Source organism: Bacteroidota bacterium, assembly GCA_016721765.1.
In the GTDB taxonomy this organism is placed as follows: domain Bacteria; phylum Bacteroidota; class Bacteroidia; order UBA4408; family UBA4408; genus UBA4408.
On sequence record JADKHO010000001.1, the window covers coordinates 1,634,124 to 1,660,256 of the forward strand.

General features: G+C 37.2%; 19 protein-coding genes. 14 read left to right on the forward strand and 5 right to left on the reverse strand.

The window, feature by feature from the left end; all coding sequences use genetic code 11:
• Positions 1-2: 2 nt before the first annotated feature.
• Genes IPP32_05855 through IPP32_05880 form a run of 6 tightly spaced genes read left to right on the forward strand, consistent with a single transcriptional unit; the run spans position 3 to position 3,108 of the window.
• A complete protein-coding gene (locus IPP32_05855) occupies positions 3-431 on the forward strand; it encodes a hypothetical protein (protein ID MBL0047609.1) in 429 nt (142 codons plus the stop codon).
• 3 nt (positions 432-434) lie between these two features.
• Entirely contained in the window at positions 435-1,025 is a 591-nt protein-coding gene (locus IPP32_05860) for a hypothetical protein (protein ID MBL0047610.1), read from the forward strand.
• Positions 1,026-1,289 (forward strand): hypothetical protein, encoded by a 264-nt coding sequence (locus IPP32_05865; protein ID MBL0047611.1) that lies wholly within the window; start codon positions 1,026-1,028, stop codon positions 1,287-1,289. It begins immediately after the preceding gene.
• On the forward strand, positions 1,228-1,794 hold the full coding sequence (locus tag IPP32_05870; GenBank protein ID MBL0047612.1) for a hypothetical protein: 567 nt from the start codon (positions 1,228-1,230) through the stop codon (positions 1,792-1,794). Before IPP32_05865 ends, IPP32_05870 begins: the two co-directional genes overlap by 62 nt.
• A complete protein-coding gene (locus IPP32_05875) occupies positions 1,772-2,398 on the forward strand; it encodes a DUF4956 domain-containing protein (protein MBL0047613.1) in 627 nt (208 codons plus the stop codon). The genes IPP32_05870 and IPP32_05875 overlap by 23 nt, the downstream gene beginning before the upstream one ends.
• A gap of 5 nt (positions 2,399-2,403) precedes the next feature.
• Positions 2,404-3,108, forward strand: coding sequence for a DUF2490 domain-containing protein (locus tag IPP32_05880; protein MBL0047614.1), 705 nt, complete (start codon positions 2,404-2,406; stop codon positions 3,106-3,108).
• A gap of 139 nt (positions 3,109-3,247) precedes the next feature.
• Here the strand turns inward: IPP32_05880 and IPP32_05885 are convergent, their stop codons facing one another.
• The 3 genes from IPP32_05885 to porU form a co-directional block, all read right to left on the reverse strand.
• Entirely contained in the window at positions 3,248-3,727 is a 480-nt protein-coding gene (locus IPP32_05885) for a 2-C-methyl-D-erythritol 2,4-cyclodiphosphate synthase (GenBank protein MBL0047615.1), read from the reverse strand.
• Between the two features lie 80 nt (positions 3,728-3,807).
• Entirely contained in the window at positions 3,808-5,052 is a 1,245-nt protein-coding gene (gene porV / locus IPP32_05890) for a type IX secretion system outer membrane channel protein PorV (GenBank protein ID MBL0047616.1), read from the reverse strand.
• A gap of 51 nt (positions 5,053-5,103) precedes the next feature.
• Positions 5,104-8,952 (reverse strand): type IX secretion system sortase PorU, encoded by a 3,849-nt coding sequence (porU, locus tag IPP32_05895; GenBank protein ID MBL0047617.1) that lies wholly within the window; start codon positions 8,950-8,952, stop codon positions 5,104-5,106.
• Between the two features lie 221 nt (positions 8,953-9,173).
• On the opposite strand from porU, the gene IPP32_05900 reads away from it, so the two are divergent.
• Together IPP32_05900 and IPP32_05905 are read left to right on the forward strand one after the other, a co-directional pair.
• A complete protein-coding gene (locus IPP32_05900; GenBank protein ID MBL0047618.1) occupies positions 9,174-10,136 on the forward strand; it encodes a type IX secretion system membrane protein PorP/SprF in 963 nt (320 codons plus the stop codon).
• 53 nt (positions 10,137-10,189) lie between these two features.
• Positions 10,190-11,713 carry an SUMF1/EgtB/PvdO family nonheme iron enzyme gene (locus IPP32_05905; GenBank protein ID MBL0047619.1) on the forward strand — a complete coding sequence of 508 codons (1,524 nt, stop codon included), beginning with the start codon at positions 10,190-10,192 and terminating at the stop codon, positions 11,711-11,713.
• 246 nt (positions 11,714-11,959) lie between these two features.
• On the opposite strand, the gene IPP32_05910 is transcribed toward IPP32_05905, so the two are convergent.
• Positions 11,960-12,409: a hypothetical protein gene (locus tag IPP32_05910; GenBank protein MBL0047620.1), complete on the reverse strand. Its 450-nt coding sequence runs from the start codon at positions 12,407-12,409 to the stop codon at positions 11,960-11,962.
• 73 nt (positions 12,410-12,482) lie between these two features.
• Here IPP32_05910 and IPP32_05915 point away from each other — a divergent pair, with 73 nt between their 5' ends.
• The 6 genes from IPP32_05915 (at position 12,483) to IPP32_05940 (ending at position 22,853) form a co-directional block, all read left to right on the forward strand.
• The gene (locus IPP32_05915) at positions 12,483-12,779 is read left to right on the forward strand and encodes a hypothetical protein (GenBank protein MBL0047621.1); all 297 of its coding nucleotides are present in this window, start codon (positions 12,483-12,485) and stop codon (positions 12,777-12,779) included.
• Between the two features lie 190 nt (positions 12,780-12,969).
• The gene (locus IPP32_05920) at positions 12,970-16,734 is read left to right on the forward strand and encodes a TonB-dependent receptor (protein ID MBL0047622.1); all 3,765 of its coding nucleotides are present in this window, start codon (positions 12,970-12,972) and stop codon (positions 16,732-16,734) included.
• Between the two features lie 54 nt (positions 16,735-16,788).
• Entirely contained in the window at positions 16,789-20,787 is a 3,999-nt protein-coding gene (locus IPP32_05925) for a T9SS C-terminal target domain-containing protein (GenBank protein ID MBL0047623.1), read from the forward strand.
• Positions 20,788-20,823: 36 nt separating this feature from the next.
• Positions 20,824-21,882: a PorV/PorQ family protein gene (locus IPP32_05930; GenBank protein MBL0047624.1), complete on the forward strand. Its 1,059-nt coding sequence runs from the start codon at positions 20,824-20,826 to the stop codon at positions 21,880-21,882.
• A 96-nt stretch (positions 21,883-21,978) separates the two neighbouring features.
• Positions 21,979-22,455, forward strand: coding sequence for a transcription elongation factor GreA (gene greA / locus IPP32_05935; GenBank protein MBL0047625.1), 477 nt, complete (start codon positions 21,979-21,981; stop codon positions 22,453-22,455).
• A 2-nt stretch (positions 22,456-22,457) separates the two neighbouring features.
• Positions 22,458-22,853 carry an HIT family protein gene (locus IPP32_05940; GenBank protein ID MBL0047626.1) on the forward strand — a complete coding sequence of 132 codons (396 nt, stop codon included), beginning with the start codon at positions 22,458-22,460 and terminating at the stop codon, positions 22,851-22,853.
• A gap of 23 nt (positions 22,854-22,876) precedes the next feature.
• On the opposite strand, the gene IPP32_05945 is transcribed toward IPP32_05940, so the two are convergent.
• The gene (locus IPP32_05945; GenBank protein ID MBL0047627.1) at positions 22,877-26,059 is read right to left on the reverse strand and encodes a SpoIIE family protein phosphatase; all 3,183 of its coding nucleotides are present in this window, start codon (positions 26,057-26,059) and stop codon (positions 22,877-22,879) included.
• Between the last annotated feature and the right edge of the window lie 74 nt (positions 26,060-26,133).

Consider the following 26,133-nt stretch of genomic DNA (forward strand, 5'->3'; position numbering starts at 1 on the left):
AAATGAAAAGTAACATGGTGTTTGTGCTGCTCATTGCAGTACTATTTTCATCTTGCAAAAAAGAAGCAGGAGAGGGAGGAAGAGCAACTATTACAGGTAAGGTATATGCTGAATACTGGGATAAAACCTATACCATTAAAGGTGATTCCGGTTATGCTCCCGATGTAGATGTTTACATCATCTATGGCGATAATGTTTCCTATGGAAATAGAATTAAAGCGAGCTACGACGGTACCTATGAATTTAAATACCTTCAAAAAGGCGACTATAAAATATTCGTGTATTCAAAAGATTCAACCGGGAGAGCTGTTGATCAAGCCAATGGTAATTCCAACTATTTATATAATCCGGATATAGCGGTCATAAAATCAATAAGCATTACTGAACGAAAGCAAAAATTAAATGTGGAGGATATCCATATTTTTAAATAAAATATGAAAAAAAACACAATTTTAGTATGTCTGGTCTTTTCACTTTTTATATTTTCGGCTCAAGCTCAAAGTAGTAAAAAGGTTAAGAACTTTAGAATTAAATCAACAACTGAGTGGATAACCATAAATACCGGAGAGGATAAGCCCGAACCACGCAAAGACACATATACTGCTTTTGATAAAGACGGGAATACAATCGAAAAAATAGAGTATAACAAGGATGGTTCTGTAAAAAAGAAAGAAACAGCAAAGTACGACGCTAAAGGCAATTTGCTCGAGGAATCCAGTTTTGAAAACAAAGGCGAAAAGGAGAGTAAAGAATCTAATTCAAAAAAGGTTACATATAAATACAACGCTACCAATGATAAAACAGAAGAAAGCGTTTATGACGGAGACGGAAAGCTCCTTCGCAGAACGGTGTTCACCTACAATCGAAATGGTGATAAAAGCGCTGAGGTAACAATGGATGCAAGTGGAAAGGTGCTCAAAAAATCGATTTATACTTACGATTCAAAAGGATTGAAATCGGAGCGTAAAAACTATAATGCTGAGAATGTGCTGGAGAGTACCAAAAAATACGAATACACCTATTAATTGAGAACCCTCGACCAAATCATATCCGCCTTCCAACCCATTACACTTGCCGAAATGGACAGTGTGAAATTGATGGACCGTACCGATACCAAATTCGTTTTTCATGTGCAGGATTTGGATGCAGTGCTTTCTGATATTTCAAAACATTACCGAGCATTGGAAGTGGAAGGTACACGCTGGAGCCCTTATGAAACTTTATATTATGATACTCCTGGACTTAGAATTATATATCCGTCATCACAATCAAAAATTAAATCGTTATAAAATCCGCTACCGAAAATACGTGAATTCCAACCTGCATTTTTTTGAAATTAAATTCAAAAATAATAAGGGCCGCACCATCAAAAAAAGAATAAAGGAAGCTCGAATTGAAACAGAAATAAAAAATAATGCCCAACAACTTTTAGAGAGTATTACCGGATTCAAAGCTGCTGAATTAAAACCGATTTTATTCGTGAACTGCTCACGCGCAACACTTGTAAATACTCAAATGGAAGAGCGTTTAACGTTAGATGTTAAACTACAATTCACTCGAAATGGAAGCGAGTTAAATTATGAACCACTTGTCATCGCTGAATTAAAGCAAAACAAAGTAAATGTGCGTTCCCCTTTTTACAAATTAATGAAACACTACCGCTTTCGCTCCAGTTCAATGAGTAAATATTGCTTTGGAGTTACGCAACTTTTTCCTGAGGTAAAAAAGAATAATTTTAAACCCAAAATCCTAACTTTAAATAAAATCATAAATGCTGCTACAACAAGTAATTAACGAAACAGACGCAAAATCGGCCTTCGAATTTTTTGACAAATTGGGGCCAAAGTTTTTTATTCGATTGCTTATCAATGTGCTTTCAGTAACAGCATTGGTAAGAATGGTTTACTTTCCAATTTATAAGAAAAAGGATTTCTTCTTTACGTTCTTTTTATTCAACATCGTAATTTTTATTCTTACCTATTTGCTCAATAAAGTGGATTTATCCATGGGGGCAGCATTTGGACTTTTTGCAGTTTTTTCATTGTTACGTTACCGTACCGAAAATATTTCGGCAAAAGACATGACTTATTTATTTACAGTCATTGCTGTTGGATTAATCACATCTGTTAATAAGGGAACCTATTTCGAAACTATAATAATCAATGTGATTATCATATTATTTGCCTATTTTTTAGATGGAAACATCTTAGTGAAAAACGAAAAATCTCAACTCATTCAATATGAAAAAATTGATTTAATTCAACCTCAGAAAGAAGCGGAATTAATTGCCGATTTAAAAACCAGAACCGGCTTGAATGTGCATAAAGTAAGCATCAACTACATCGATTTTTTAAAGGATACTGCTGAGCTTACCGTTTATTATTACGACCTTTCTTAAATCAGGTGACAAGCATAGCTTTTTCTCCATTTCGTGTTTATGCGCTTAGCTTTTTGATGCTAACTGCGTTAGCTGTAAAGTCGTTTGCTCAAGTAAATGATTTTGGGGTATGGACTACAATTAGTTTGGATAAAAAAATTAACGGAAAATTTTCAGCAAACCTTACCGAAGAATTTCGATTATTTCAAAATGCGCAACGCTATAATTTATCCTACACAAATGTGGGTTTAAGTTATAAGCTTACTAGGGCTGTTAAATTTTCGCTAGTATATCGTTTTTTACAAAAATACCGCGATGAAAATTACATAAGTTGGCGGCATCGATTCTATGTGGATGCGCAATTCAAACAAAAGTACTATCCTTTCACATTTATTTACCGAGCTCGCTTACAGAGCCAAGTTCGAGATTTTTATACCAGCTATGACGGTAAAATCCCGGAGCGTTACTGGCGAAATAAATTTGATTTGCGCTATGAATTAAATAAGGCTATTAGTCCTTACCTAGCTGCCGAATTTAGGTATCAGTTTAAAAATGATAGGAACAAAAGTGCGAACAATAAATTCAATCGTGGACGCTACTATGTGGGTTTTCAGTATCAGTACAGTGAAACAAAAACCTTCGATTTTTTCTTTATGCACCAGCGGGAATTCAACGTAAATAATCCGGAACGGAATTACATTGTTGGTGTGGAATATGCCTATTCATTTTAAGAACAAGCCTTGATTTTTATAGTTTAGATATGCAATTAAAGCCGAATTCTCTTGCGCACTTTAAGCTTCTTCACCAACCATTGCGCTTAATCACATCCAACTACTAGGCGCAATTAAAATTAAAAACAAATTAATAAAATCAATGTTTTTCAATTAATACCACCGCATAAGCACTCACCCCTTCTTCGCGACCCACATATCCAAGCTTCTCAGTAGTTGTAGCTTTTATAGAGAGGCAGTCTTCCTCCACTTGCATTACCCCGGCAAGAACCTTTTTCATTTCCGGAATAAATGGATTTATCTTAGGAAGTTGCAAACAAATGGTGGAGTCAATATTCCCAATTTCAAATCCCTTTTCCCGAATAAGTTCAACCACTTTTTTTAATAATAGTTTACTGTCAATTCCTTTATAATCTTTTGATGTGTCCGGAAAATGGAAGCCAATATCACGCAAGTTGGCAGCCCCCAAAAGTGCATCACAAATTACATGAATGAGCACATCCGCATCCGAATGTCCAAATGCACCTTTGCTGTGGTCAATTTTAATTCCACCCAACCAAAAATCGTGTCCATCGCGCAATTGATGCACATCAAATCCAAATCCTACTCTTGTCTTCAATTCCTTAAATTTTATTGTTTGTATAAAAACAAAATCCCGAATAAATCCGGGATATGCTTTGCCATTTTATGTTTATTAAATTAATTGCTTTCTTCTGTAGGAACATCCTTAACTGCTTTTTTATCAAAGTTGAATAGCAGTGTAAAACGTAATGTGTTTTGCAGCGGATTGTTTTGAACAGTAGGAATTAAGTAAGAAAAATCGAGCCCAAATGCACTGTATTTAACACCTACACCTAAGGTGAAATACTTACGGTTTCCTTTGGTGGCAGCTTCATTAAAATAACCCGCACGAATTGCCAACAAATTGTCATACCAGTATTCTAAACCACCGGCAAGCGTAACTTCTTTTAACTCTTCTTTTCCTCCACCCGGTGCATCATTAAAGGAACCAAGCATTCCCGATACAATTGGTCGATTAGGATCTTGCCCCTTTTCAATGGTTTTATTCCCATCCGAATCATAAATATAAGCACCTGTACTATCATACGCATAAAGTGGTGCGGTTGGGGTCAGTAATTTGCCTGCTTCAACGGTAAATGCAATGGTATTATATTCGTCAGCAATAATTTTTAATCCGGCTCCAAGTCGCATGTTAATTGGAATAAAATCCCGTTGTGCCGTTTCTGTATATGAAATCTTTCCTCCGATGTTCGAAATATTTAACCCAACATTCACTACTCCTTTTTTCTCACCAATTTTAATTTTATCATTGTTGTAATACCCCGAAATATCAGCAGCAACAGTTCTTCCCACTTTTGTTGATCCACCGCTTGCTAAAGTAATCCCGTTGGTTAAATCCGAAGAGATATAACGAATGGCCAAGCCCCCTGAAAAATTATCAGAGAGTTTTCGCGCGTATGCTAAATCAAATGCGGATTCATGAGGTTTGAAATTCCCTATGGTTTCACCAACAATATCGGTAAAGGTAATGTCTCCCAATGAAAAATACTTTAATGAGGCAGCAAGTGTTGCATCTTTACCTACTTTATAATAACCGGCTAAATAGGCTAAGTTAATATCCCCAACCAAATTCCTTAACCATGGTGTATAGGATAAGCTAAGTCCCATTTTTTTGTCCACAAATGCAAGTTTGGAAGGATTCCAATGTATTGAGTTTGCATCTGGTGAAGTAGCCACCCCTGCATCACCCATAGCACCTGCCCTCGAATCAGGACCAATCATTAAAAATGGAACGGCTGTTGTAACTGTATTGACTTTTCCCGAAAGCTCATCTGTGCTAATTTTATTGCTTTGCGCCAGCAAGTTCAATCCCGAACACATGCTAAGCAATAAAACAATCCCGGTTATCTTTTGATGTTTCATTTTTTGTAAAAAAAATTAAGAGTGCAAATATATGTTTTTTAGCTAAACCGTTTAGTTCAGAATTACCAGCTTTTCGAACTTGTCGGCCTTCCCTCCTGTGGAGTCAATTGCTTTCAATCGATAAATATATACTCCTTTCCCGATTTTGTCACCAAAATCATCTAAACCATCCCAATGAATCGACTCAGAGGAAAACCCTTCGGTGCGCACAAATTGCTCAATTGTTTTAATGCATTTGCCACTAACGGTAAAAATTTGAATTTGAACATTCATACCATTATCTGCCTGATTGTGCTGAAAATAAAAATTGGTACTGGTTGTAAATGGATTGGGATAATTGAAAACCCTTTCAAGGGCTAATTTAGCTGATTTAGCAACAGTAAACTCTGTGCGTGATAGAGATGAATTATTGTACACATCCCACACCTTAAGTGTTAACGTGTGATTGCCTTCACCCAAATTACTGAGCTGATACCGCACTGTTCCTTTCTGGTAGCTATCCAGCTCCGATTGATAATAATCGTTCAACACAATTGCTTTGTCTGTGCTTTCATCCAGCACCGAAACAATATCATGTCCTATACCATTTCCAACTGTATTGATTCCGTTCTTGTCTTCCACTTTAGCAAAAAGCAATGGATTTTCATTGGTGATGCCACCGTATACAAATTTCTCATTATTCATAAACAAACTAACAGCCGGACCTTCATTATCGGGTTCAATATTTGAAGCATTTCCACCTATTATAAAATCTTCGTTATACCCACTGGCATCCGTTACTCCATTATCGGCATAATAGCTCAAACGACCACGGCCATAATTAAATGCAATATCTTTGGGAACAATAAATGTAAACGAAAAATCTCCGTTAATAACACTTACTTTTCCTTTGTAAACAACACTTTTCTGTAAATAAAAAGTTTTCTTTGGACTCGTAGTGTTGTTTGATTGTGTAGTAATGGCGCGAGATTTATCAAATACAGTAGGATAAATTACACCATTATAATTACTCAATTTATTTCCCAATTTATCCTGCATTTGCCCGGTTATGGTAACTTTTGATAAAGCTTTCATGGTATCGGCAGTTACTGATATGGTTTGAGTATTTAAAGTGGATGTTTTAATACTTTGATGCGGATAGGATAACCGCAAAGCTGGATCGCCAAGCAAAGTAAAATTTCTGTGGTTTGAACTTGCTGCAGAAACACTTAAATTTTTAGTTGTTTTGATGACATCACCTAAATGGGGCATTTTTCCTGCAACGGGCTTAAATACCGTTTTGTAAAAATTGTAGTTTAAAACAAAATTTGGATTCGAATACACCAATCGAGTGGTTGTAAGCAATCCAATTCCACCCCCAACCGGATTCAATAAAACATCCTCTCCGGCAGAAGTTCTTGCAGGATCATCGAAACGACTGAATTCGCAAGTAGCAGTTACAAATAAAGGTAATCGAGTAGTATTGTCCCAGGCATTTATTGTTGAAACGTCAAGCACACGTTCATGTGCCCAACCCGTTTCTCCGCCATGACCGGTATAATTTAAAATTAAAGCACCGCTTTCTACCCGCTGATTTATAGCGGCAGTTACTTCCGGATAACGCTCTCCACCTGCAGTTGAAACCTGTTTGTAAGCGTCAAAATAAATCTTATCAATATTAATATTTCGATAATTGGTATCCACATAAGTGGAAATTGTTTCAGCATCTGATAAATGTGTATTTCCATCTTCATCATCTGCAACAAAACACACCACGTTTTTCCAATCTGCATTTGTATTACTTGTAGAGACTTCGGAGTTTGTAGGTGCTCCGTTTTCATAGTTTATTATTTTGTTAAGCATGGCTTGAGCTTCTGCTCGCGTTTTTGCAGGCAATCTGCCAATTCCAACATCCATCAGCTGCGCCAAACCATCACTCTCTGTATCATCCAACAAGCCATAAAAGTCATCCGATACATAGGATTTTGTTTGATCCGTAGAATTATCTGATTCATACGTAGGGATAAAATTTGTATTGGTTACAGTATTACGCGTTCGGTTATCATAAGATCCATCTCCAAAAAGCAATAAATACTGCGGCATATCAACTGCTGAAGTAGCTTTATCATAAAACATCTTTACAAAATGTTTTAATGCCGAAATGTCCTGCATTCCACTCGAAAACTCATTGTAAATTTCTTGCGGGGTTACCACTACAGTGGAAAGCGTATCATGATTTTTATGGAAATCAGCTAATTGTTGTGCTTCAGGCAGGAACAATGGATGCGTAATAATGATTAAATCGGCTGCACTTAAATTATGCAAATTTTGATTCTCAATTTTTCCAAAGGCACTTGGTGTGAGAAAGGATGATTCATTAAAGGCAATGAATTCTCTCAAGACATCTGTTTCCAATCTAAATGTCTGATTATTACCACTCACCAGTGTTTGCTGTTGTTTCACATTAATTATATCGCTAACATCCCATATCTTGAAATTTGACGGTGCACTACTCAAGGTAAAATCAGTAACCTTTCCTGGTCCCACCGATTGCATATCCCTAAACTGCATTTGGTTTCCAGTCATCGTTAAAAATCTTCTTGCGTTTAATTCAAGGTAATTCAACCAACCACTTGCAGATAAAGCAGCAGCCGATTTATTAAAAGTAACTCCCACATCAAAGTTGGCAGAATTGGGCTGAAATACCGTACTTCCACTTGCCGGTAATGCATAGTCGCAATAATAACAAGTAGGAATCTCTGCAGCCGGTTGTAAAAAAATGCTTCCATTTTGGCAATTAATACTGAAACTCGAGGCTGGGGCGGATTTGGCCATTACATCCGCTTTCAAATAAACATTGCTAGATAAATCAATATTCGGAAACGAAAAATTAAAAGAATAATAATTTACGATTCCAAAATTCTCACCGTACCAATTTCGACCTGTTTTAATGAAGTTCACGGATTCAATTTCATGAAAAGCATAATCATCAAAGGATGCACTTGTTCCGGTTGCTTGAGCCTGATCAGAGGGTTGAACTTGAATTCGTTTGCCGCTAGTATTGCCGTAGGTTATAAAGTAGTAATTGGTATCCGAAAATAAATGCAATTGGTGATGATACTTCTGATCGGCAGCTGTATAATTCCAGCGTGAAGTACCTTGTCCATAAAGTAAAATATAATCAGCAGTATCCATTCTGTTATCTGAATCTCCAATTACTTCAACCGCATTTTCTTGCAAATCATCATACCTAAATGCTGCATTGGAATAGGAAAGCATTTTGCCACCATTTCCGTAAACACGAATGTTTTTAGGATTTATAGAATCAATTGGCAATCCCAGCTGCTTTAAGAAACTATAGCTTAATTTATAAACTCCGTCTTGGGTGAGTCCAAACTTAAACCAATTACCACTTGCCAATACCGAATTCGCAGCATAACTAAAGCTTGTCTTTTTTGAAGAGGAATTGCTTGACAAAGGGCTAACTGAAAGCGTAAACGAAACTAATCGCTCAATTTGACCATTTTCGGGATTAAGTCGCAGCGGAACCAAAGAAATAACAGCTTTTGGCAATTTCTTCTCATATTCAATACTGTACTCCAGTTTAACTTGTGGCTCTAATTTGCCTAGATTTTTAAAATCGCTTAAGTTGGATGCATCTATTGCTTCGAATTGTGCATTCAATAATTCAACACTAACCGAAGTGCTTCCATTTGGTAAATCAACTATTTCGCTGAATTGGGGCAATAAATCACCGGTATACTGGGCACCAACAAAGGACATAAACGATACATGGTCATTGGTTCCAATCTGCTCTGATTTGTTGCTTTCCCATATAAGCTTGCGATTATACAAGTTTTGTGCGATTAATGAATTGGTAAAAAAGCAAATGGCTATGGCAGCAATTATTTTTGTTTTCATGAGGATTTTAACGCTATCAAAAATATTAAAAATTACTGAATTAAAGAGTTTGAGTTATAGATTTTAAAAAAAATACTATTTTTGCAAGAATGTATTGTCATAAAAAATCTAAAATCTGAATCGATAACTCAAAACAAAAACAATTATTGTGCGCGAATGTTTTTTGATTTTGATTGCAAAGATTGATTGACAATTCTTTAACCCAAGTGTTTGTAAAGTCTATGAAAAGAAACTATTTTTTTAAGGCAATTGTTTTACTCTCTTTTTTATTCGGCTCGCTCGGTATACTGCAAGCCCAGGATATTACATTTTCACAGTTCTACGCCAATCCACTTTACTTAAACCCTGCCTTTGCAGGAACGGCTAAATGCCCTCGTTTTAATTTAAATTACCGAAACGAATGGCCTGCTTTAAACAAAGCTTTTGTTTCATACAGCGCATCCTATGACCAACATGTTGCTCCCATTTCGGGTGGACTTGGATTGCTTATTACGCGCGATCAGGCGGGGGATGGAACCTTAAATACAACAAATTTCAGTGGGATTTACTCCTATCAGCTAAATGTAAATCGTCACTTTTCTTTAAAAGCAGCTTTACAAGCAACTTATTTTCAAAAGAATTTAGTATTCGGTAATTTGCGCTTCGGGGATCAAATTAACGATAGAAGTGGATTTATTTACCCTACTCAAGAACAAGCCGACAAAACAAAACGCAGTGGCGTAGATTTTTCAGCAGGTGTTTTAGGATATAGCAAAAAATATTTTTTTGGTTTTGCAGCGCATCATATAAATCAGCCTGATGAAGCTTTTGTGAAAGGTCCAAGCAAACTTCCAATTAAATTTACAGGCCATGCCGGTGCTGTTATTCCATTGAATGAAGATGGCGAAATGTCGGTATCCCCAAATATTATGTTTCAGCAACAAGCCAATTTTCAACAATTAAATTTGGGGGTATATTTAAAGAAAAGTGTTTTTGTGGTGGGCTTTTGGTATCGAAATAAAGATGCTTTCATTGCCCTCGCAGGAATCCAAACTAAGTTTTTTAAATTCGGGTATAGCTACGATGTTACCATCTCAAAATTGAATAATTCAACAGGTGGTTCGCATGAAATTTCAATGGCAATTACCTTGGATTGTAAACCTAAAAAGAAAAAATTCCGTACAATAAGTTGTCCGGTTTTCTAGTTGTTTGTAAAAAAATTACATTTGTCTAACTAAATAAAGCAAAAATGAAGCACATGAAGAATTCAATCTCCGTACTAACGTTGATAGTTTTTTCAGCATTGTTATCCTCCTGTACCAGCGAATCGAGCAGTACTACCGGGTGGAATTATAATGACCCGAAGAATGGCGGATTTGAAAAAATAGACTATGTGGAACAAGAAACAGGTCCAGGCTTGGTGTTGGTGGAAGGCGGTACCTTTACCATGGGAAGAGCGGAACAAGATGTGACCTACGATTGGAATAACGTGCCAAGAAGAGTAACTGTTTCCTCCTTTTATATGGATGAAACTGAAATTAAAAACATCGATTACCTCGAATATTTAAATTGGACCCGCAACGTATTTAGTCAGGATTATCCAGAAGTGTTGAAAAAGGCATTGCCCGATACCCTTGTTTGGAGAGAAAAACTTGCTTACAATGAACCTTATGTGGAATATTACTTGCGCCACCCGGCTTACCAGGATTATCCTGTTGTAGGTGTTAACTGGCTTCAAGCTACAGATTATTGTTCTTGGAGAACCGATCGTGTAAACGAATATATTATGGTTAGAGAAGGCTTACTTGAATTCGACCCTACCAATTGGTTAAACGATAACTATTTTAATACCGACGCATACCTTGCCGGACAGTATGAAGGTCAAATCCGTGTAAACTTGCCGGATCCAAACCCAAGAGGCACAGGCGAGCGTAAAGTGCGCATGGAAGATGGAATTTTGCTTCCCCGTTACCGACTCCCAACTGAAGCAGAATGGGAATTTTCAGCCTATGCGCTTATTGGAAATACCGACATGGAGCGAATCAATAGCCGTAAATTGTATCCTTGGAATGGTCACTACGTAAGAAATGACCAAGAAGAATACAAGGGTCAAATGATGGCTAACTTTAAACGCGGCCGTGGTGATAATATGGGTACTTCCGGTGCTTTAAACGATAATGCAGATATTACAGCACCAGTGTATTCTTACTGGCCTAATGATTATGGTTTGTTTAATATGGCCGGCAATGTTAGCGAGTGGGTAATGGACGTATATCGCCCATTGACCAATGAAGATGAGCAAGATTTTAGAGCTTTCCGCGGAAATGTTTTCAAAACAAAAGTACTTGACCCTTCCAGTGAAACTGGTGGAACACCCGATACCAAACTGGATTCGGTGGTGAAGGATGCAAATGGTAACATCAATGGATTACCCGGTCAAATCAAATACAGAAACGTAGAATTGGATAAGGATAATTTAGCAGAACGAAGAAATTACCGTAGATCCGATAACATTAACTTTTTGGATGGGGATATCGAATCGCAACTTGCTAACTGGTCTGAACCACAGGATTCATCAAGAGCGGAGAGTTTAGGTATGTATGAGTTTTCAGCAACCTCTATGATTAACGATAAAAGTCATGTATACAAAGGTGGCTCTTGGAAAGATCGTGTTTATTGGATGAATCCCGGAACAAGAAGATTTTTGGATGAGCGTCAATCTACCGATTTTATTGGCTTTAGATGTGCTATGACAAGAGTGGGAAGTCCGGTTGGATTTTAAATACTCAAACAAGTTATAAAAGGCGTGCTGCAATTAGGTAGCACGCCTTTTTTTTGTGTAAAAATTGAGAATGGGAGTATTTTTTTAAATCAATTAAACTCCTTTTATCAAAGTAATCCTTTAAGCTTTTTTAAATAGATATGTTGTGCGCCCTTTGCACCTTCTTAACGAGCTCCTCGGTTTAAATTGCGTAAGGTCTTTTTTCTGCATTTCATTGCTTTGATATCGAATATTAATTGAAGTATCTCAATTAAAAACATGAATTTGGTTGCCGTCGAAAATAGTTTGATAGCGAAGCATTGGATAGGAGGAGGGTTGCTTTAATACAGAACCATCCACCAGCAAAAATTCGGAACCACAGCAAGTATCTATGGCTGTGGTGCTAGAGCCTGATACACTTAATAACCCGCATGAATTTTCAGGTTTATAAGGGCAATGTCTATCATAGGCTTGGAACTCATCATTAGATTTTCTGTAAATTATAATTCCACGCGAGCCTCCGGTAACATAAACCGAGCCACCCACTGCGCTTAAATTAATAAATTGAGGGTTGGATAATGTTATATAAAAATCAACATACACATAAGGTACAAAGGATTCACTGTTTTTTTTCTTTTTGCAAGAAATAGAAAGTGTCAATACAGTTAATGTGATTAATCCAAAGAAAAGCAGGCGTAATTTTTTTTGAAATTTCATTCAACAAAAATCGTAATTTTATATTGTAATATTTAATTGTTTCATTTGCGCTTGATATTACAACCATTATTTAATGAATTTAAAACGTATAGTTTTCGCGTTGGCTTTTTGTTTGCCGGTTTTTTTATTTGCACAAGAATCAAGTGCACCACAGCCTAAAAAGATAAGCAAGGCTGAGAAGGAACGAATAAAAAAAGAGGAAAAGGAACTAAAAGAAGCACACAAAGCAGAAGAACGCGCTAAGAAACATTATCGGGAAATTCAAACAAAGGAGGTGCGAAAGCGGATGAAACAGTCAAGAAGAAAAGCCAGAAAGAATAATGAACACAAGGAAACGTTTTTTTTATTTCGTATTTTCAAAAAGAACTAATTCGGACAAACAAGCAGAATAAATCAATGTTTCAGACATGAAAATGAAGCGGCAAATGAAGATTAATTCGCTGAAAATTAACTTTGTGTTAATTTTAGTTAACACAAATTAGGTTTTAATTTTTTTTTATTTATAAATTTACCCACTTTGGTAAGAAATATTATTTGTTTCTATTTTAAAAATATAAAATATGTTAAAGAAATTACAACTTACAATTAGTCTTTTTCTTGTTGGATGTGCAGTAAGTTTCGCACAAACCGGAGCTTTAAAGATTACCGTGAAGGATTCCAAATCAGGAGAAGCAATTCCATTTGCCAGTGTGGTTGTGGAGGCCGCGGGAGCTATTTTAGGTTCAGGGCAAACGAATTTCGATGGTGAAGTGATGATAAAGCCTTTACCATTGGGAAAAGCAAACGTGAAGGCTTCTTATGTTGGATACCGTCCGATGCAGATTTCTAATGTTATTATTAATGACAATAAAACAGAATATGTTACTGTAAATATGGAGTCTTCCATTACAGAGATTAAGGAGTTTACCAAAGTAGAATATGTGGTTCCTTTGATTGACCCAAATACTACAATTGGAAAAACGGTTGACCGTGACTCCTACAAGCAAATGGCTACCCGAAATGTGAACTCTGTTGCAGCTCAAGCTGCAGGGGTGTATCAGCAAGATGAAGGAAGAGCTGTGAGTGTGAGAGGAAGCAGGTCATCAGCCGATAAAAATAATAACGATGCGCGTGGTGGAGCAAACGGTACACCTACAGAAAATAGTACTAAGGTTTTTATTGATGGTCAACGTGTAATCGGTTCGGCTAACGTGCCAACAAATCAGGTGGAACAAATTTCGGTACTTATTGGCGGTATTCCTGCTCAATATGGCGATGCAACTGCTGGTGTTATCAACATTACAACACGCGGTCCACGCAGTGAATATTATGGTGGTGTTGAAGCATCTAGTTCACAATTAACGGATGCTTATGGTTTTAACTTTATTGGTTTAACCTTAGGTGGTCCATTGCTCATGAAAACAGATTCAGCTAAACAAAAATCTTCTGTACTTGGATTTAGTATTGGTGGAGAACTTACCTCCGAAAAAGATGCTAATCCATCTGCTGTGGGAGCTTGGAAGGTGAAGGATGACGTGTTAAAGGATTTGGAACAAAATCCAATTCGTGAAAACCCAAATAGTGCTGCTGGTACTATACAAAATGCTGAGTTTATCACATTTAATGATTTAGAAAAAACTAAATTCCGTCAAAATGTGCAACAAAAAAGAGCCGTTGCGAATGGTAAAATCGAATACCAACCAACCAAAAACTTTGGTGTAAAATTGGGTGGGTCATACGATTACAACCGTGGCTTCGATTACAGCTATGTTGGTTCCTTGTTTAACTCATCTAATAATGCCCGCACCACCACCAATACATGGAGATTGTGGGGAAGAATTACTCAAAAATTTGGAAACAATGAAACGAAGGATGCTAAAGAAGATAATGCTCTAATTAAAAACGCCTATTATACCATTCAAGCAGGGTATTCAAAATTTGGTCGCATAACCGAAGACGATGACCATGGCGATAACTTATTTGATTATGGACATATCGGTAATTTTACAATTAACAGAACACCATTTTATGTGACCGACCAAAGTGGTGGTTTGTCACAAACCGGTTTTAGCTATTTTACAACTGATTTTGATGCAAGTGAATCGAGCAACCCAATTGGTGCGAATTATACATCGCAATATAAAGATTTAAAGGGAATTAACGCCGACCAAAATATTGGACTAGGTAACATTGCTGCCGGTGGAGGATTATTGAACGGAGCATTGCCTAATAATGTTTATTCTCTTTGGCATAATACCGGTAGACAATCTACTCAATACCAGAAGTTAGATAACCGTCAGTTTAGATTAAATGCGGATTTCAGCGCAGATGTTAAGAACCATTCCATCCAATTGGGTTTTGAATATGAACAACGAAACGAAAGTTATTACAGCGTTGTACCAATGGGTTTATGGACGCACATGCGAAACTTAACAAATAAACATATTCTTCAAATTGACTTGGATTCAAATATTATTAATGACGATGGTAATAATGGACACCCGGTACTTTATATAGAATCGGAGCAATCTAACTTTGACAGAAACCTAAGAGAAAAATTAGGAATGGCAAAGGACAGTAGAGATTGGATTAACATTGATTCGTATGATCCAAGTCTTTATTCAATCGACATGTTCAGCGCCGATGAAGTATTAAATGACGGATCACTGTTTGTTACCTATTACGGTTATGATTACAAAGGAAATAAGTTAAAGAATAAAACAAGTTTAAAGGACTTCTTTACCAAGTTCACCGACAAAAACGGTAACGGACAAAAGGATAATGATGAAAACTATAATCGAGACATCGGTTCATTTCAACCCATTTATATGGCAGGATATATTCAGGATAAGTTCGATTTTAAGGATTTAAAATTTAACGTGGGATTACGTATTGACCGTTTTGATGCCAATCAATCAGTATTAAAGGATCCTTATGTGTTTTTTGAAACCCGTAAAGCTGGTGATGTAACTGAAATTAAAGGAAAAGCTATTTCGCATCCGGATAATATTGGTAACGATTACGTGGTGTATGTTGATAATATTAAAGCGCCTACCCGAATTGTTGGTTACAGAAACGGTGATGATTGGTTTAATGCCGATGGAACCGAGCAACCAGATCCAACAGTTTTAGAAAATGCAGGGGGTGGTCGTGTTGCTCCTTATTTGGTAAATCCTGAAGAAGGGGAATCAAACGCAATTAAAAGTGCATCTTTTGATCCCAATAAGAGTTTCAAAGATTATGAGCCGCAAATTACCGCTATGCCGCGTATCGCCTTTTCGTTTCCAATTAGTGATGTGGCAAAATTCTTTGCACATTATGATGTGTTAACACAACGTCCGCCTGCTCGATTAAGAATGGATCCATTGGATTATTTCTTTATGGAAGCCTCTGGACAAACCGTATCAAATAACCCTAATTTGAAGCCTGAAAAAACTACTGATTATGAATTTGGATACAGTCAGGAATTAAATGAAAACAGAAACTCCGCCATTACCATTTCTGCTTTTTACCGAGAAATGAAAAACATGATCCAACAGATAAATGTAAATAAGGCCTTTCCTAGAACCTACACTACTTTTGGAAATGTGGATTTTGGAACAGTAAAAGGATTGAGTATGATTTACGAGTTAAGAAGAACTGGAAACGTACAAATTAATGCAAGTTATACTTTGCAATTTGCAGATGGAACTGGTTCCAGTGCAACCGGGGCAAACAATTTAACGAGTGCTGGTTTACCAAATTTAAGAACAACTATTCCTTTGGATTTTGATCAAAGACATACTATTGTTACTAATTTTGATTATCGTTACGGTTCCGGAACAGCATACAATGGCCCAAGATGGTTCGGTAAAGAAATTTTCGCAAATACCGGCGCAAACTTAACTTTCCGTGCAGGTTCAGGTGTACCATATAGTCAACAATCAAACATAACACAAGGTGATGCCGATTTGCAAAATGTGGGTATTGGTATTTCTCAAACATCTTTCTTAAGGGGTTCAATTAATGGTTCCAGATTACCATGGCAGTACAGAATGGATTTGAGACTTGATAGAAACGTAAATGTGAAATTTGGTAAAGGCGAGGACGAGAACAAGAAAAATGCGGTGTTGAACGTTTATGTGCAAGTACTCAATTTGTTGAACACTAAAAATATTATCCGTGTTTACAAAGCTACCGGTAATCCTGATGATGATGGATTCTTAACCTCACCTCAAGGACAAACAGCAATTGCTGCTCAAACCAGTGAGCAAGCATACAGAGATTTGTATACGCTAAAGGTAAATGACCCGGGTAATTACAGTATTCCACGTAGAATACGATTGGGTATTGAATTGTCCTTTTAGTTAAAAAATCAAGAGATTTGAACTTAGTTATTTGAACATAGAAAGAATATGACAATGAAAAGAATCAATAAGTTAATTTTAGCAGCAACTGCTTTTTATTTTGTAACCAACACTGTTCAATCGAAAGAGAATGTTGGTCAAATTCCAAAGCAAACATCAGTTACCCAACAAAACTCCATGAAGTTGGCTACTGTTTGTTCCCAAAGTGGTTCTCGAATCGATTTGGATTTGAATAACGTGCGCACTAAGATATTGGGTGGTGGCGATATGTGGTGGGATTTAAAGGATGTGAAATATGAAATACCCAAAGACTCAAAAAAGCACTCTTTATTCGCCGGGTCGCTATGGATTGGAGGATATACGAATGGTAACCTTAAGGTGGCTGCTATGACGTACCGTCAAAGTGGAAATGATTTTTGGCCGGGACCTTTGGATGGAACTGCATCTGTTGACGCTACGGTTTGTGCTCAATACGATAAGCATTTTGTGATTACACGAAAGGAAGTGCAAGAATTTGTTAGCAATTGGTCGCCAGGCGTTGGAGTTCCCGCTTCAATTGAAGGATGGCCTGCATTTGATCGATTTAATAATGCCGGAATTACTCAACCTCTTGCTCCTTTTTACGATAAGGATCAAAACGGGGAGTACAATCCTTCCGATGGTGGCGATTACCCTGGATATAGCTTAAACAATGAAATGGGAAATTGTAAAACCGAAGCGCAACTTTTTGGTGACCGTACCTTGTGGTGGGTTTTTAACGATAAGGGAAATGTGCATTCTGAATCAGAAACACCACAAATCGGGTTGGAAATACACGCTCAAGCATTTGCCTTCCAAACCAATGATGAGATTAACAACATGACCTTTTATCAGTATCAAGTATTCAATCGTTCAACCGATAATTTACAAGAATGCTACTTAGGAATGTGGGTTGACCCGGATTTAGGTAACCCCAATGATGATTTTATTGGCTGCGATGTTGCCAGAGGATTAGGATACTGTTATAATGGCGATGCCGATGATGATGGTAACGGTGAAAACAGTTATGGTTTGAACCCTCCTGCTATTGGGGTAGATTATTTTCAAGGGCCGCTTGCCGATTTTGATCAACTTGACAATCCTGCGGATTCTACATTTAACGGAACAGGTTACGGAGACGGCATAGTGGATAATGAGCGTTTGGGGATGGAGAAATTTATGTTTTACAGAAATGACTTTTCTTTGGAGGGGAATCCTTCTCAACAAATCCACTACTATAATTACTTGCAAGGGAAATGGAAGGACAATAACCCTATAACTTATGGTGGAACGGGACACTTAAGCAGTACAATTTTATGTGATTTTATGTATCCAGGCGACACCGACCCAAATAATAGCACACCGTGGTTTCAAACAGGAACAGCTTATGATGGGCGTTTTATGCACTCTTCCGGTCCTTTTACCTTACAGCCGGGTGCTGTGAATTTGGTAACTGTTGGTGCTGTTTGGGCAAGAACAAGTTCCGGGGGACCAATGGAATCTGTTAACTTAATGAAAGCAGCGGATGATAAGGCACAACGTTTGTTTGACAATTGCTTTAAAGTTTTGGATGGACCGGATGCGCCAGATTTAAGCTTTAGAGAGTTGGATCGAGAGATAATTGTTTACATTAAAAATAAGCCGAATTCAAATAATGCGCAAGATAAATATTTAGAAGTTGATCCAACAATTACTTCACCTCCCGGCTTAATTCCACCTTATGATCCATATTATCGTTTTCAAGGCTATCAAATTTTTCAAATGAGATATCCTGAATCTTCCATTGCCGACATTTATTTCCCTGATTTGGCTCGATTGGTGGCTCAATGCGATATTAAGGATGGTGTTACGCAGCTCACTAATTTTAAGTTTGATGCAAGCATTAATGCGAATGTACCGCAAATTGAAGTTGTTGGTGCAGATAATGGAATTACAAAGTCGTTCCGATTAACTCAGGACATGTTTGCCACAGGTGATAAGCGAATGGTGAACCATAAATCGTATTATTATTTTGCGCTTGCTTATGCATATAACAATTACAAAACATACGATCAAGGAAATCCAAATTCGTTTGATGGACAAAAGGCCCCCTACAAAGCAGGGCGTAATAATGTTGGTGTTGGAGGTAAACCTTATACAGTAATACCACATATAATTGCTCCAGAGAACAGCGGTACTTATGCTAATTCTGAGTATGGGATGCAACCCGAGGTAACTCGAATTGAAGGTCAAGGAAATGGGGGCAATTATTTGGAACTTACAGAAGCTTCAGAAAACGCAATCATTGGTAACCCGAATTTTAAAACGGTTACTTATCAAGCAGGTGCAGGTCCAATAAATGTGAAAGTTATTGATCCTTTGCGTATTCAACCTACATCTTTTACTTTAAAATTGACTCCTGTTGCTTATACTCCGGAAGGAATAGACAAGGCAACTTGGGTGCTAATTAATGATAAAACAGGTGAAAAGGCATATTCTGATAATGGAATTAATATTGGTTCCGAGGTAATTACAGATTGGGGTATTTCAGTTAGTCTGCAACAAGCTGTAAATCCGGGAGATGACAATGCTATAAATAATGGCCTTATTTCAAGCTCTATTACGTTTTCCAATAATACAAAAAGATGGTTGTCGGGAGTTCCGGATGCAGATTTTCCTTTTCCTGTAAATTGGATTAGAGCAGGAACGGTTTCGAACACACCACAAGATATAGTGAATGATGATTATGCAGGATTAGATGAAGGTTCTGTTTATGAAAGTCTCATCCCTGCAAATATTGGTTATGGCTCAGGAGGAACTTGGGCACCGTATCAACTTTGTGCCACAACTCAATTGGCAAGCGTTCCTGGTTCAACTGTGAGTGGAGGATTTGCCGGTGTGGCATGGAAAGGTTCATTGGTAATGGGTAATGTTACCAATTTTGAAAAGATTGCAAGTGTTGATGTAGTTATTACCAGCGATCAATCCAAATGGACACGCTGCGTTGTTTTTGAAACCAATGACGATACAACTAAATTTCCATCGCAAGCGCCAACCCGCAAATTCGACTTACGTGATGCGCAATCTGTTGGGAAAGATGGTTTGCCGGATGCAAGCGGTACACGTGGTATGAGTTGGTTTCCTGGCTATGCCATTAACATCGAAACCGGAGAACGCTTAAATATGGCTTTTGGTGAGGATTCTCATTTTGATGGTGTTAATTCATTGACCAACGAAAATGGAGCGGATATGATTTGGAATCCTACTGCGAATGCAGATTTGCAAGGAGCTTTTTCAACAGTACCTAATCCGGCTTTTGGAGGTAGACATTATGTATACATATTTAATCATAATACTACCCAATTTGAAACTGGAACAAGCGAGGATCAAACCAATGTTCCGGCTTATGATTCCTGTAAATTTGTGTATGGTAAAATGAGTTCAACCAATTTCCATCCAAACGAGCCGTCCAAACGTGCTGTATTTAAAGATATTATGTGGGCTGGAATTCCATTACTTGCGCCTAATCAGCAATTTATGTCAAGTGATGTGCGTATTAAATTGAGAGTAACCAAACCGTTTGAAAATAATTATGCTGCCAATGGTTATCGAATTGATAAGACAATAAACACAGATGGTCCAAGAGCAAATCCGGCTCAGAACAATAACTATCCGATGTATAGTTTTAACACATTTACTTTTGCACCTAAAACTTACGATAAGACAACAGCTGAGAATGCACTTAATTTAATAAATGTTGTTCCAAACCCGTATTATGGTTTTTCAAACTATGAGCAAAATCGTGTAGATAATGAGATTAAAATTACCAATTTACCTCAAAAATGTACGATAAAAATATATACCTTAAATGGTACTTTAATTCGTGAGTTTTCGAAGGATGAAACGTTAACTTCCCTAAACTGGGATTTGAAAAATCAGGTTGGTATTCCCATTGCCAGTGGCGCTTACATAATACATGTGGACGTACCAAATGTGGGCGAAAAAATAATAAAATGGTTTGGAGCATTGCGACCATTAGATTTGGACAATTATTAAAATCAAAAAACCTAAGCACAATTAACATAAACGGATATGAGAAATAGTTTTAAATTAATTTGTTCCAGCTTTATTCTTATTTCATTCCTAACTTCGGTGGAGGATGGTTTTGCGGGAAATCCAGATAGAAAGGGTCAAGCTGGAGCATCTGAGCTGCTGATTAATCCATGGTCAAGATCATCCGGATTTGGGAATGCGAATGCTTCATCGGTTAGAGGTTTGGAGGCTTCCTATTTAAATATTGCAGGGACTGCCTTTACCAAAAAGACCGAAGTGCTTTTTTCGCATACCAATTGGTTGAAAGGATCTGGAGTTAGTATTAATTCTTTTGGGTTAACACAACGCGTAGGTGAATCGGGTGTGATGGGTTTAGGAGTTGTTGCAACCAGCTTAGGTGATATTCCAATTACAACTACCGAACAACCTGAAGGGAAAATTGGTAATTTTTCACCACGATTTTTAAACCTTGGCTTGTCTTATGCGAAAGAGTTTTCACATAGCATATACGGTGGTATTAATGTAAAAATTATTTCCGAATCAATTGCCGATTTAAAAGCCACAGGTGTTGCATTTGACGCTGGTATTCAATATGTAACAGGAAAAAGAGACAATGTACATTTTGGTATATCTTTGAAAAATGTTGGTGCTCCCTTAAAATATTCGGGAGATGGATTTGCAGTTAAAAATAATGCAGGAAGTTATGTTTATACTGTTGAACAACGTGCTGCAAAATTTGAAATGCCATCTTTAATTATTGTATCCGGAGCTTATGATTTTTATACTGCTCCTAGTGATTCAGTAAATAAAATTACCTTAGCTTATTCCTTTGTTTCTAACTCTTTTACTTCCAACCAACATTGTATTGGATTGGAGTATAGTTTTAGAAAAATGTTTATGCTTCGGGGCGGTTATGTGTATGAACAAGATTTGCTTGACGATAAACTCAGAACAACAGCGCTTACAGGCCCTACTGCAGGTGTGACTTTTGAAGTTCCTTTAAATAAAAATGGTTCAACATTCGGAATTGATTATTCTTATCGAGCTTCCAACCCTTTTCAAGGATCACATAGTTTAGGTTTCAGAATCAACCTATAGCAAATAAACTCTTAAAATTTAATCAAAGAGTCCCGCAAATAGCGGGATTCTTTGATTTTGTGGAAATCTAATTATTGAATAACACTATAAAGCACAATGGCACAAACAAGTTATTTTACGGAGGAAGGATTAAAAAAACTAAAGGACGAATTGCATCATCTAACTACAATTGAGCGACCTTTTATATCAAATCAAATTGCTGAAGCGCGCGATAAAGGAGATTTATCTGAAAATGCAGAATATGATGCAGCAAAAGATGCGCAAGGTTTACTGGAGTTAAAGATTTCGAAGCTCGAAGAAATTGTTTCCAATGCACGTATCATTGACGAAAGCAAATTAGATAGTTCAAAAGTGTTAATCCTCTCAAAGGTGAAGCTTAAGAATAAGGCTAATAATGCATTAATGACCTATACTTTGGTACCTGAAAATGAGGCTGATTTAAAGTCCGGTAAAATTTCTGTAGACTCTCCAATAGGAAAAGGATTACTAGGTAAAAAATTTGGAGAAGTAGCCGAGATAACTGTACCCTCAGGAGCCGTAATGAAATTCGAAATTGTAGAAATATCCAGGTAAGAATGCCAAGTATTTTTTCAAAAATAATAGCAGGAGAAATACCTTGTTACCGGGTGGCTGAGACGGCCGATTATTTGGCTTTTTTGGATGTTTTTCCATTGGCTAAAGGACATGTATTAGTTGTTCCAAAGAAGGAGATTGATTATCTTTTTGATATGGAAACACCCTTGTATTTGGGCTTAATGGAATTTGCACAGAGGGTAGCCATTGCAATTAAAAAAGTGGTGCCTTGTCAAAAAGTTGGCGTAGCGGTAATTGGTTTGGAGGTGCCGCACGCACATGTTCATTTGGTGCCAATAAATACGGTTGGGGATATAAATTTCTCGAAAGCGAAGATGCAAATTCCGGCCAAAGAACTGGAAGATATGGCGCTATTGATTTCGAAAGCTTTTGATTAGGTTAATTTACTTCTTAAAGCGAATTAAAGTCTTACACCAATAACAAGAATATCATCTACCTGAAATTCTTCACCCTTCCAAATTTCTATAAAGTTATTGAGGTAAAAACCTTGTTCCTTCATGGATTTGTCGTACAAGTCGACAATTGTATCTCGGAATTTTTTAGTGGTCAATTTTTTCCCATCAGCGCCTCCAAATTGATCGGCATAACCATCCGTAAAGAGATAGATCGATTCTCCTTTTTGCAGCTGAATTTTGTGTGACTCAAATAGTTGTTTTTCGCCGGTAAAGCCACCGATGGCAGATTTAGTGGCTTTGATGACTTCAACGGTTCGGTTGTTTCTTAAAATCCAAAGCGGGTTAAATGCACCTGCATAGGTTATTTCTCGGGTATTCGAATTAATGCAACACAGGCAAATATCCATCCCATCTCGACTTGAGTTTTGATTTTGCTTTAAAGCAGTGCGCACACCATTGTGCAATTGGGAAAGAATGATGGATGGATCGGTAATTTCTTTGGTTACCACAATTTCATTCAAAATCGTATTCCCAATCATGCTCATGAATGCGCCTGGGACACCATGGCCTGTGCAATCAGCAGCAGCAAGAATATGAAGGGTTTCTTTGTTTTTTTCGACCGAGCCAAACCAATAAAAATCTCCACTTACCACATCCCGCGGTTTAAAGAGGATGAAGGACTCAGGCAACACATCCTTTATTTTTGATTCTACGGGCAGAATTGCGTGTTGAATGCGTTGCGCATAGTTAATGCTGTCTTTGATGTCAGTAAAGGCCCCATTTAGCTTTGAATTGGTGTCTTTTAGTTCCACGGTACGCGCCTCCACTTTATCTTCGAGTATTTTCTTTTCTTGAGCAAGTCGTTTTGTGCGGTAACTGATGAATAAAAATAATCCGCTTACCACTGCCGCAACTACTAATAATAAAAACCACCAACGTTGCCAAATCGGCGATTCAATGGTGAAATGGTATTCAATATTTTTTGTACTCCAAACACCATCACTGTTAACAGCTTGCACTCTAAAAATATAGTCACGTCCGGCAGGGATATTGGCATAAATGGCTTCGGTAGAAGCGGTGGTAGGAGACCAGTTTTTTTCGAGGCCTTCTAGCATGAACCGGTATTTTACATTGTTGTCGGTGGTTAACGCTTGAAATCCGAAAGTGAGGTGATTGTTTTTGTATGATAAGCTAAGATCTATCGGAAGTAGTGTTTTTGGATCGACCTGCGCATTGTAATTTTTCCAATTTACCTTTTGATATGCCAATCTTATTTCTTGCAATACAAGTCGAGGAGGCATGGAAATAGAAAAGTCGAGGTCTACATTAAATTTTGAAAAACCTTGTGTAGTGCCGGCCCAGATAGTTCCTTTTGAATCAATGAACAATGAATTAGTTCCAAATTCATTTCCTTCTAGTCCATTTTGATCGTTATAGGTTTTGTTGTGTTCAAGTTCGAAACGATCCGTGAGCGTAAGTTTATTTAGGCCTTTGTTTGTTCCAAGCCATAAGTTGTTTTTGGCATCCACTTTAATACAAAAAATCATATTCGATAGAATGCCAAAATTCTCGTTTAGTGTGTAAAAAATTTTGCCATTAAAACATCCCAAACCACCTTCGGCAGTTGCAAAAAAGAGGTTTCCATAACGGTCTTGGGCGATGCTGTTAATTGTGTTGTCTGGAAGTCCGTTTTGGGATGTAAATTGGAGGAAATTTTTACCGTCAAATTTATAAGCTCCACCTTGTAAAGTAGCCAGCCATATGTTTCCGTTTTTGTCTTCAATAATTGAGTTGATACTTGTGTTTAACAATCCTTCTTGTTGCCCATAATGAATAATGGATTTATTATTGAACTCAAAAAGCCCATATCCAAATGTGGAAACAAAAGTTTTTTTGTTTTTTGTATGCACAATACTGGTGACAGGAAAAGTAAAATTTCCATTCGATTCGGTGATTTTTTTCTGAAGTTTTAATTTGGTGCCATAGGTACAGATGTAAATTCCATCTAAGGTACCTATCCAAAAATTTCCGACTGAATCCAATGCAATAGCAAGAATAGATGCAGATTTGAGCTCAGGCACGTCCTCTAATTGTTGAACTTTTTTACCGTTCCACAGGCAAATTCCTGCACCGGTGCCACAAAGGATATTACCATTCGGAAGTTGCGCAAAGCATTGAACTACCTTAGAAGGTAAACCATCGGATTCTCGGATACCAATAAATGCATCGTTGCGAAATTGATTAACACCCAAGTCGGTTCCTATCCATATATTGCCTTCATTGTCTTCGAATACGGAATTTATAAAATGAGAAAGAAGACCATTTTTTTCGGTATAAGCCAGGAAATTTTTTTGATCGTATTTAACCAATCCATGCTCTAACGTACCAATCCATATGTTTCCTCGACTGTCTTTGTATAGTGAGGATATGTAATCGGTTTTTTCGGTACCAGGTACTTCTATTTGGTGAATTCGATTTTTCTCAATACTAGTAATTCCTCCATTAGTAGTCCCAATCCATGTTTGTGTTTCATTAATTTCGAGAAAGCAAAAAATATTGTTTGAGCTTAGCCCATTTGCAGTGGTGTAATAGGTAGGAGTTGAAAGCCGTTCCTGTGTATTATCGAGATTTATTTTGCAAGCACCAAAATGGTAAGTCCCCACCCAAAGTTGATTATGACTATCAAGGTAAACGGATAAAAGTGTATCAGTTGCTAAGCCATCCTTTTTTTGAAATTGGATAATTTTATTATCCTTAATACAGATTAATCCCTTACCCCAAGTCGCAATCCATAGCCGGTTTTGTTTATCTTCAACAATGGAATAGATGAGTGTATTTAATTCCGGAGTATTAACCTTTTCGAAGTTGACACCATTAAATTTGCATAATCCTTTTGTTGTACCTATCCAAATAATTCCTTTGGAATCTTGGAGTATACAGCTAATGTCACTTGAAGGGAGACCATTAACCGAATTGTAGTTTTTGAAGTTCTTTCCATCAAAACGACTCAAACCACCTTGTGTGGCCAACCAAATATAGCCTTCATTGTCTTGTGTAATTTTTAAAACAATTGAATTTGCTAAACCGTTTTTGGTGGTAAAATTTTTGAAATTAAAATGCTGAGCATATACCAATGGCAATTGCCATAGCAAAATAAAATAAAATAAAATTGTACGAATAAAACTCATGTGAATTAAGGAATTTCAAATCTATGTAAATTCTTTCACATGAAACAGATGTTTCAACTAGTCGATTGTCTAGG

Excerpts from the sequence above, each read along its gene's own strand:
- IPP32_05920 (MBL0047622.1), top strand. The coding sequence starts at position 12,970 with ATGTTAAAGAAATTACAACTTACAATTAGTCTTTTTCTTGTTGGATGT.
- porV (MBL0047616.1), bottom strand. The coding sequence starts at position 5,052 with ATGAAACATCAAAAGATAACCGGGATTGTTTTATTGCTTAGCATGTGT.
- IPP32_05945 (MBL0047627.1), bottom strand. The coding sequence starts at position 26,059 with ATGAGTTTTATTCGTACAATTTTATTTTATTTTATTTTGCTATGGCAA.
- IPP32_05915 (MBL0047621.1), top strand. The coding sequence starts at position 12,483 with ATGAATTTAAAACGTATAGTTTTCGCGTTGGCTTTTTGTTTGCCGGTT.
- greA (MBL0047625.1), top strand. The coding sequence starts at position 21,979 with ATGGCACAAACAAGTTATTTTACGGAGGAAGGATTAAAAAAACTAAAG.
- IPP32_05910 (MBL0047620.1), bottom strand. The coding sequence starts at position 12,409 with ATGAAATTTCAAAAAAAATTACGCCTGCTTTTCTTTGGATTAATCACA.
- IPP32_05940 (MBL0047626.1), top strand. The coding sequence starts at position 22,458 with ATGCCAAGTATTTTTTCAAAAATAATAGCAGGAGAAATACCTTGTTAC.
- IPP32_05905 (MBL0047619.1), top strand. The coding sequence starts at position 10,190 with ATGAAGAATTCAATCTCCGTACTAACGTTGATAGTTTTTTCAGCATTG.
- IPP32_05875 (MBL0047613.1), top strand. The coding sequence starts at position 1,772 with ATGCTGCTACAACAAGTAATTAACGAAACAGACGCAAAATCGGCCTTC.
- IPP32_05930 (MBL0047624.1), top strand. The coding sequence starts at position 20,824 with ATGAGAAATAGTTTTAAATTAATTTGTTCCAGCTTTATTCTTATTTCA.
- IPP32_05855 (MBL0047609.1), top strand. The coding sequence starts at position 3 with ATGAAAAGTAACATGGTGTTTGTGCTGCTCATTGCAGTACTATTTTCA.
- IPP32_05900 (MBL0047618.1), top strand. The coding sequence starts at position 9,174 with ATGAAAAGAAACTATTTTTTTAAGGCAATTGTTTTACTCTCTTTTTTA.
- IPP32_05860 (MBL0047610.1), top strand. The coding sequence starts at position 435 with ATGAAAAAAAACACAATTTTAGTATGTCTGGTCTTTTCACTTTTTATA.
- IPP32_05925 (MBL0047623.1), top strand. The coding sequence starts at position 16,789 with ATGAAAAGAATCAATAAGTTAATTTTAGCAGCAACTGCTTTTTATTTT.
- IPP32_05870 (MBL0047612.1), top strand. The coding sequence starts at position 1,228 with ATGATACTCCTGGACTTAGAATTATATATCCGTCATCACAATCAAAAA.
- porU (MBL0047617.1), bottom strand. The coding sequence starts at position 8,952 with ATGAAAACAAAAATAATTGCTGCCATAGCCATTTGCTTTTTTACCAAT.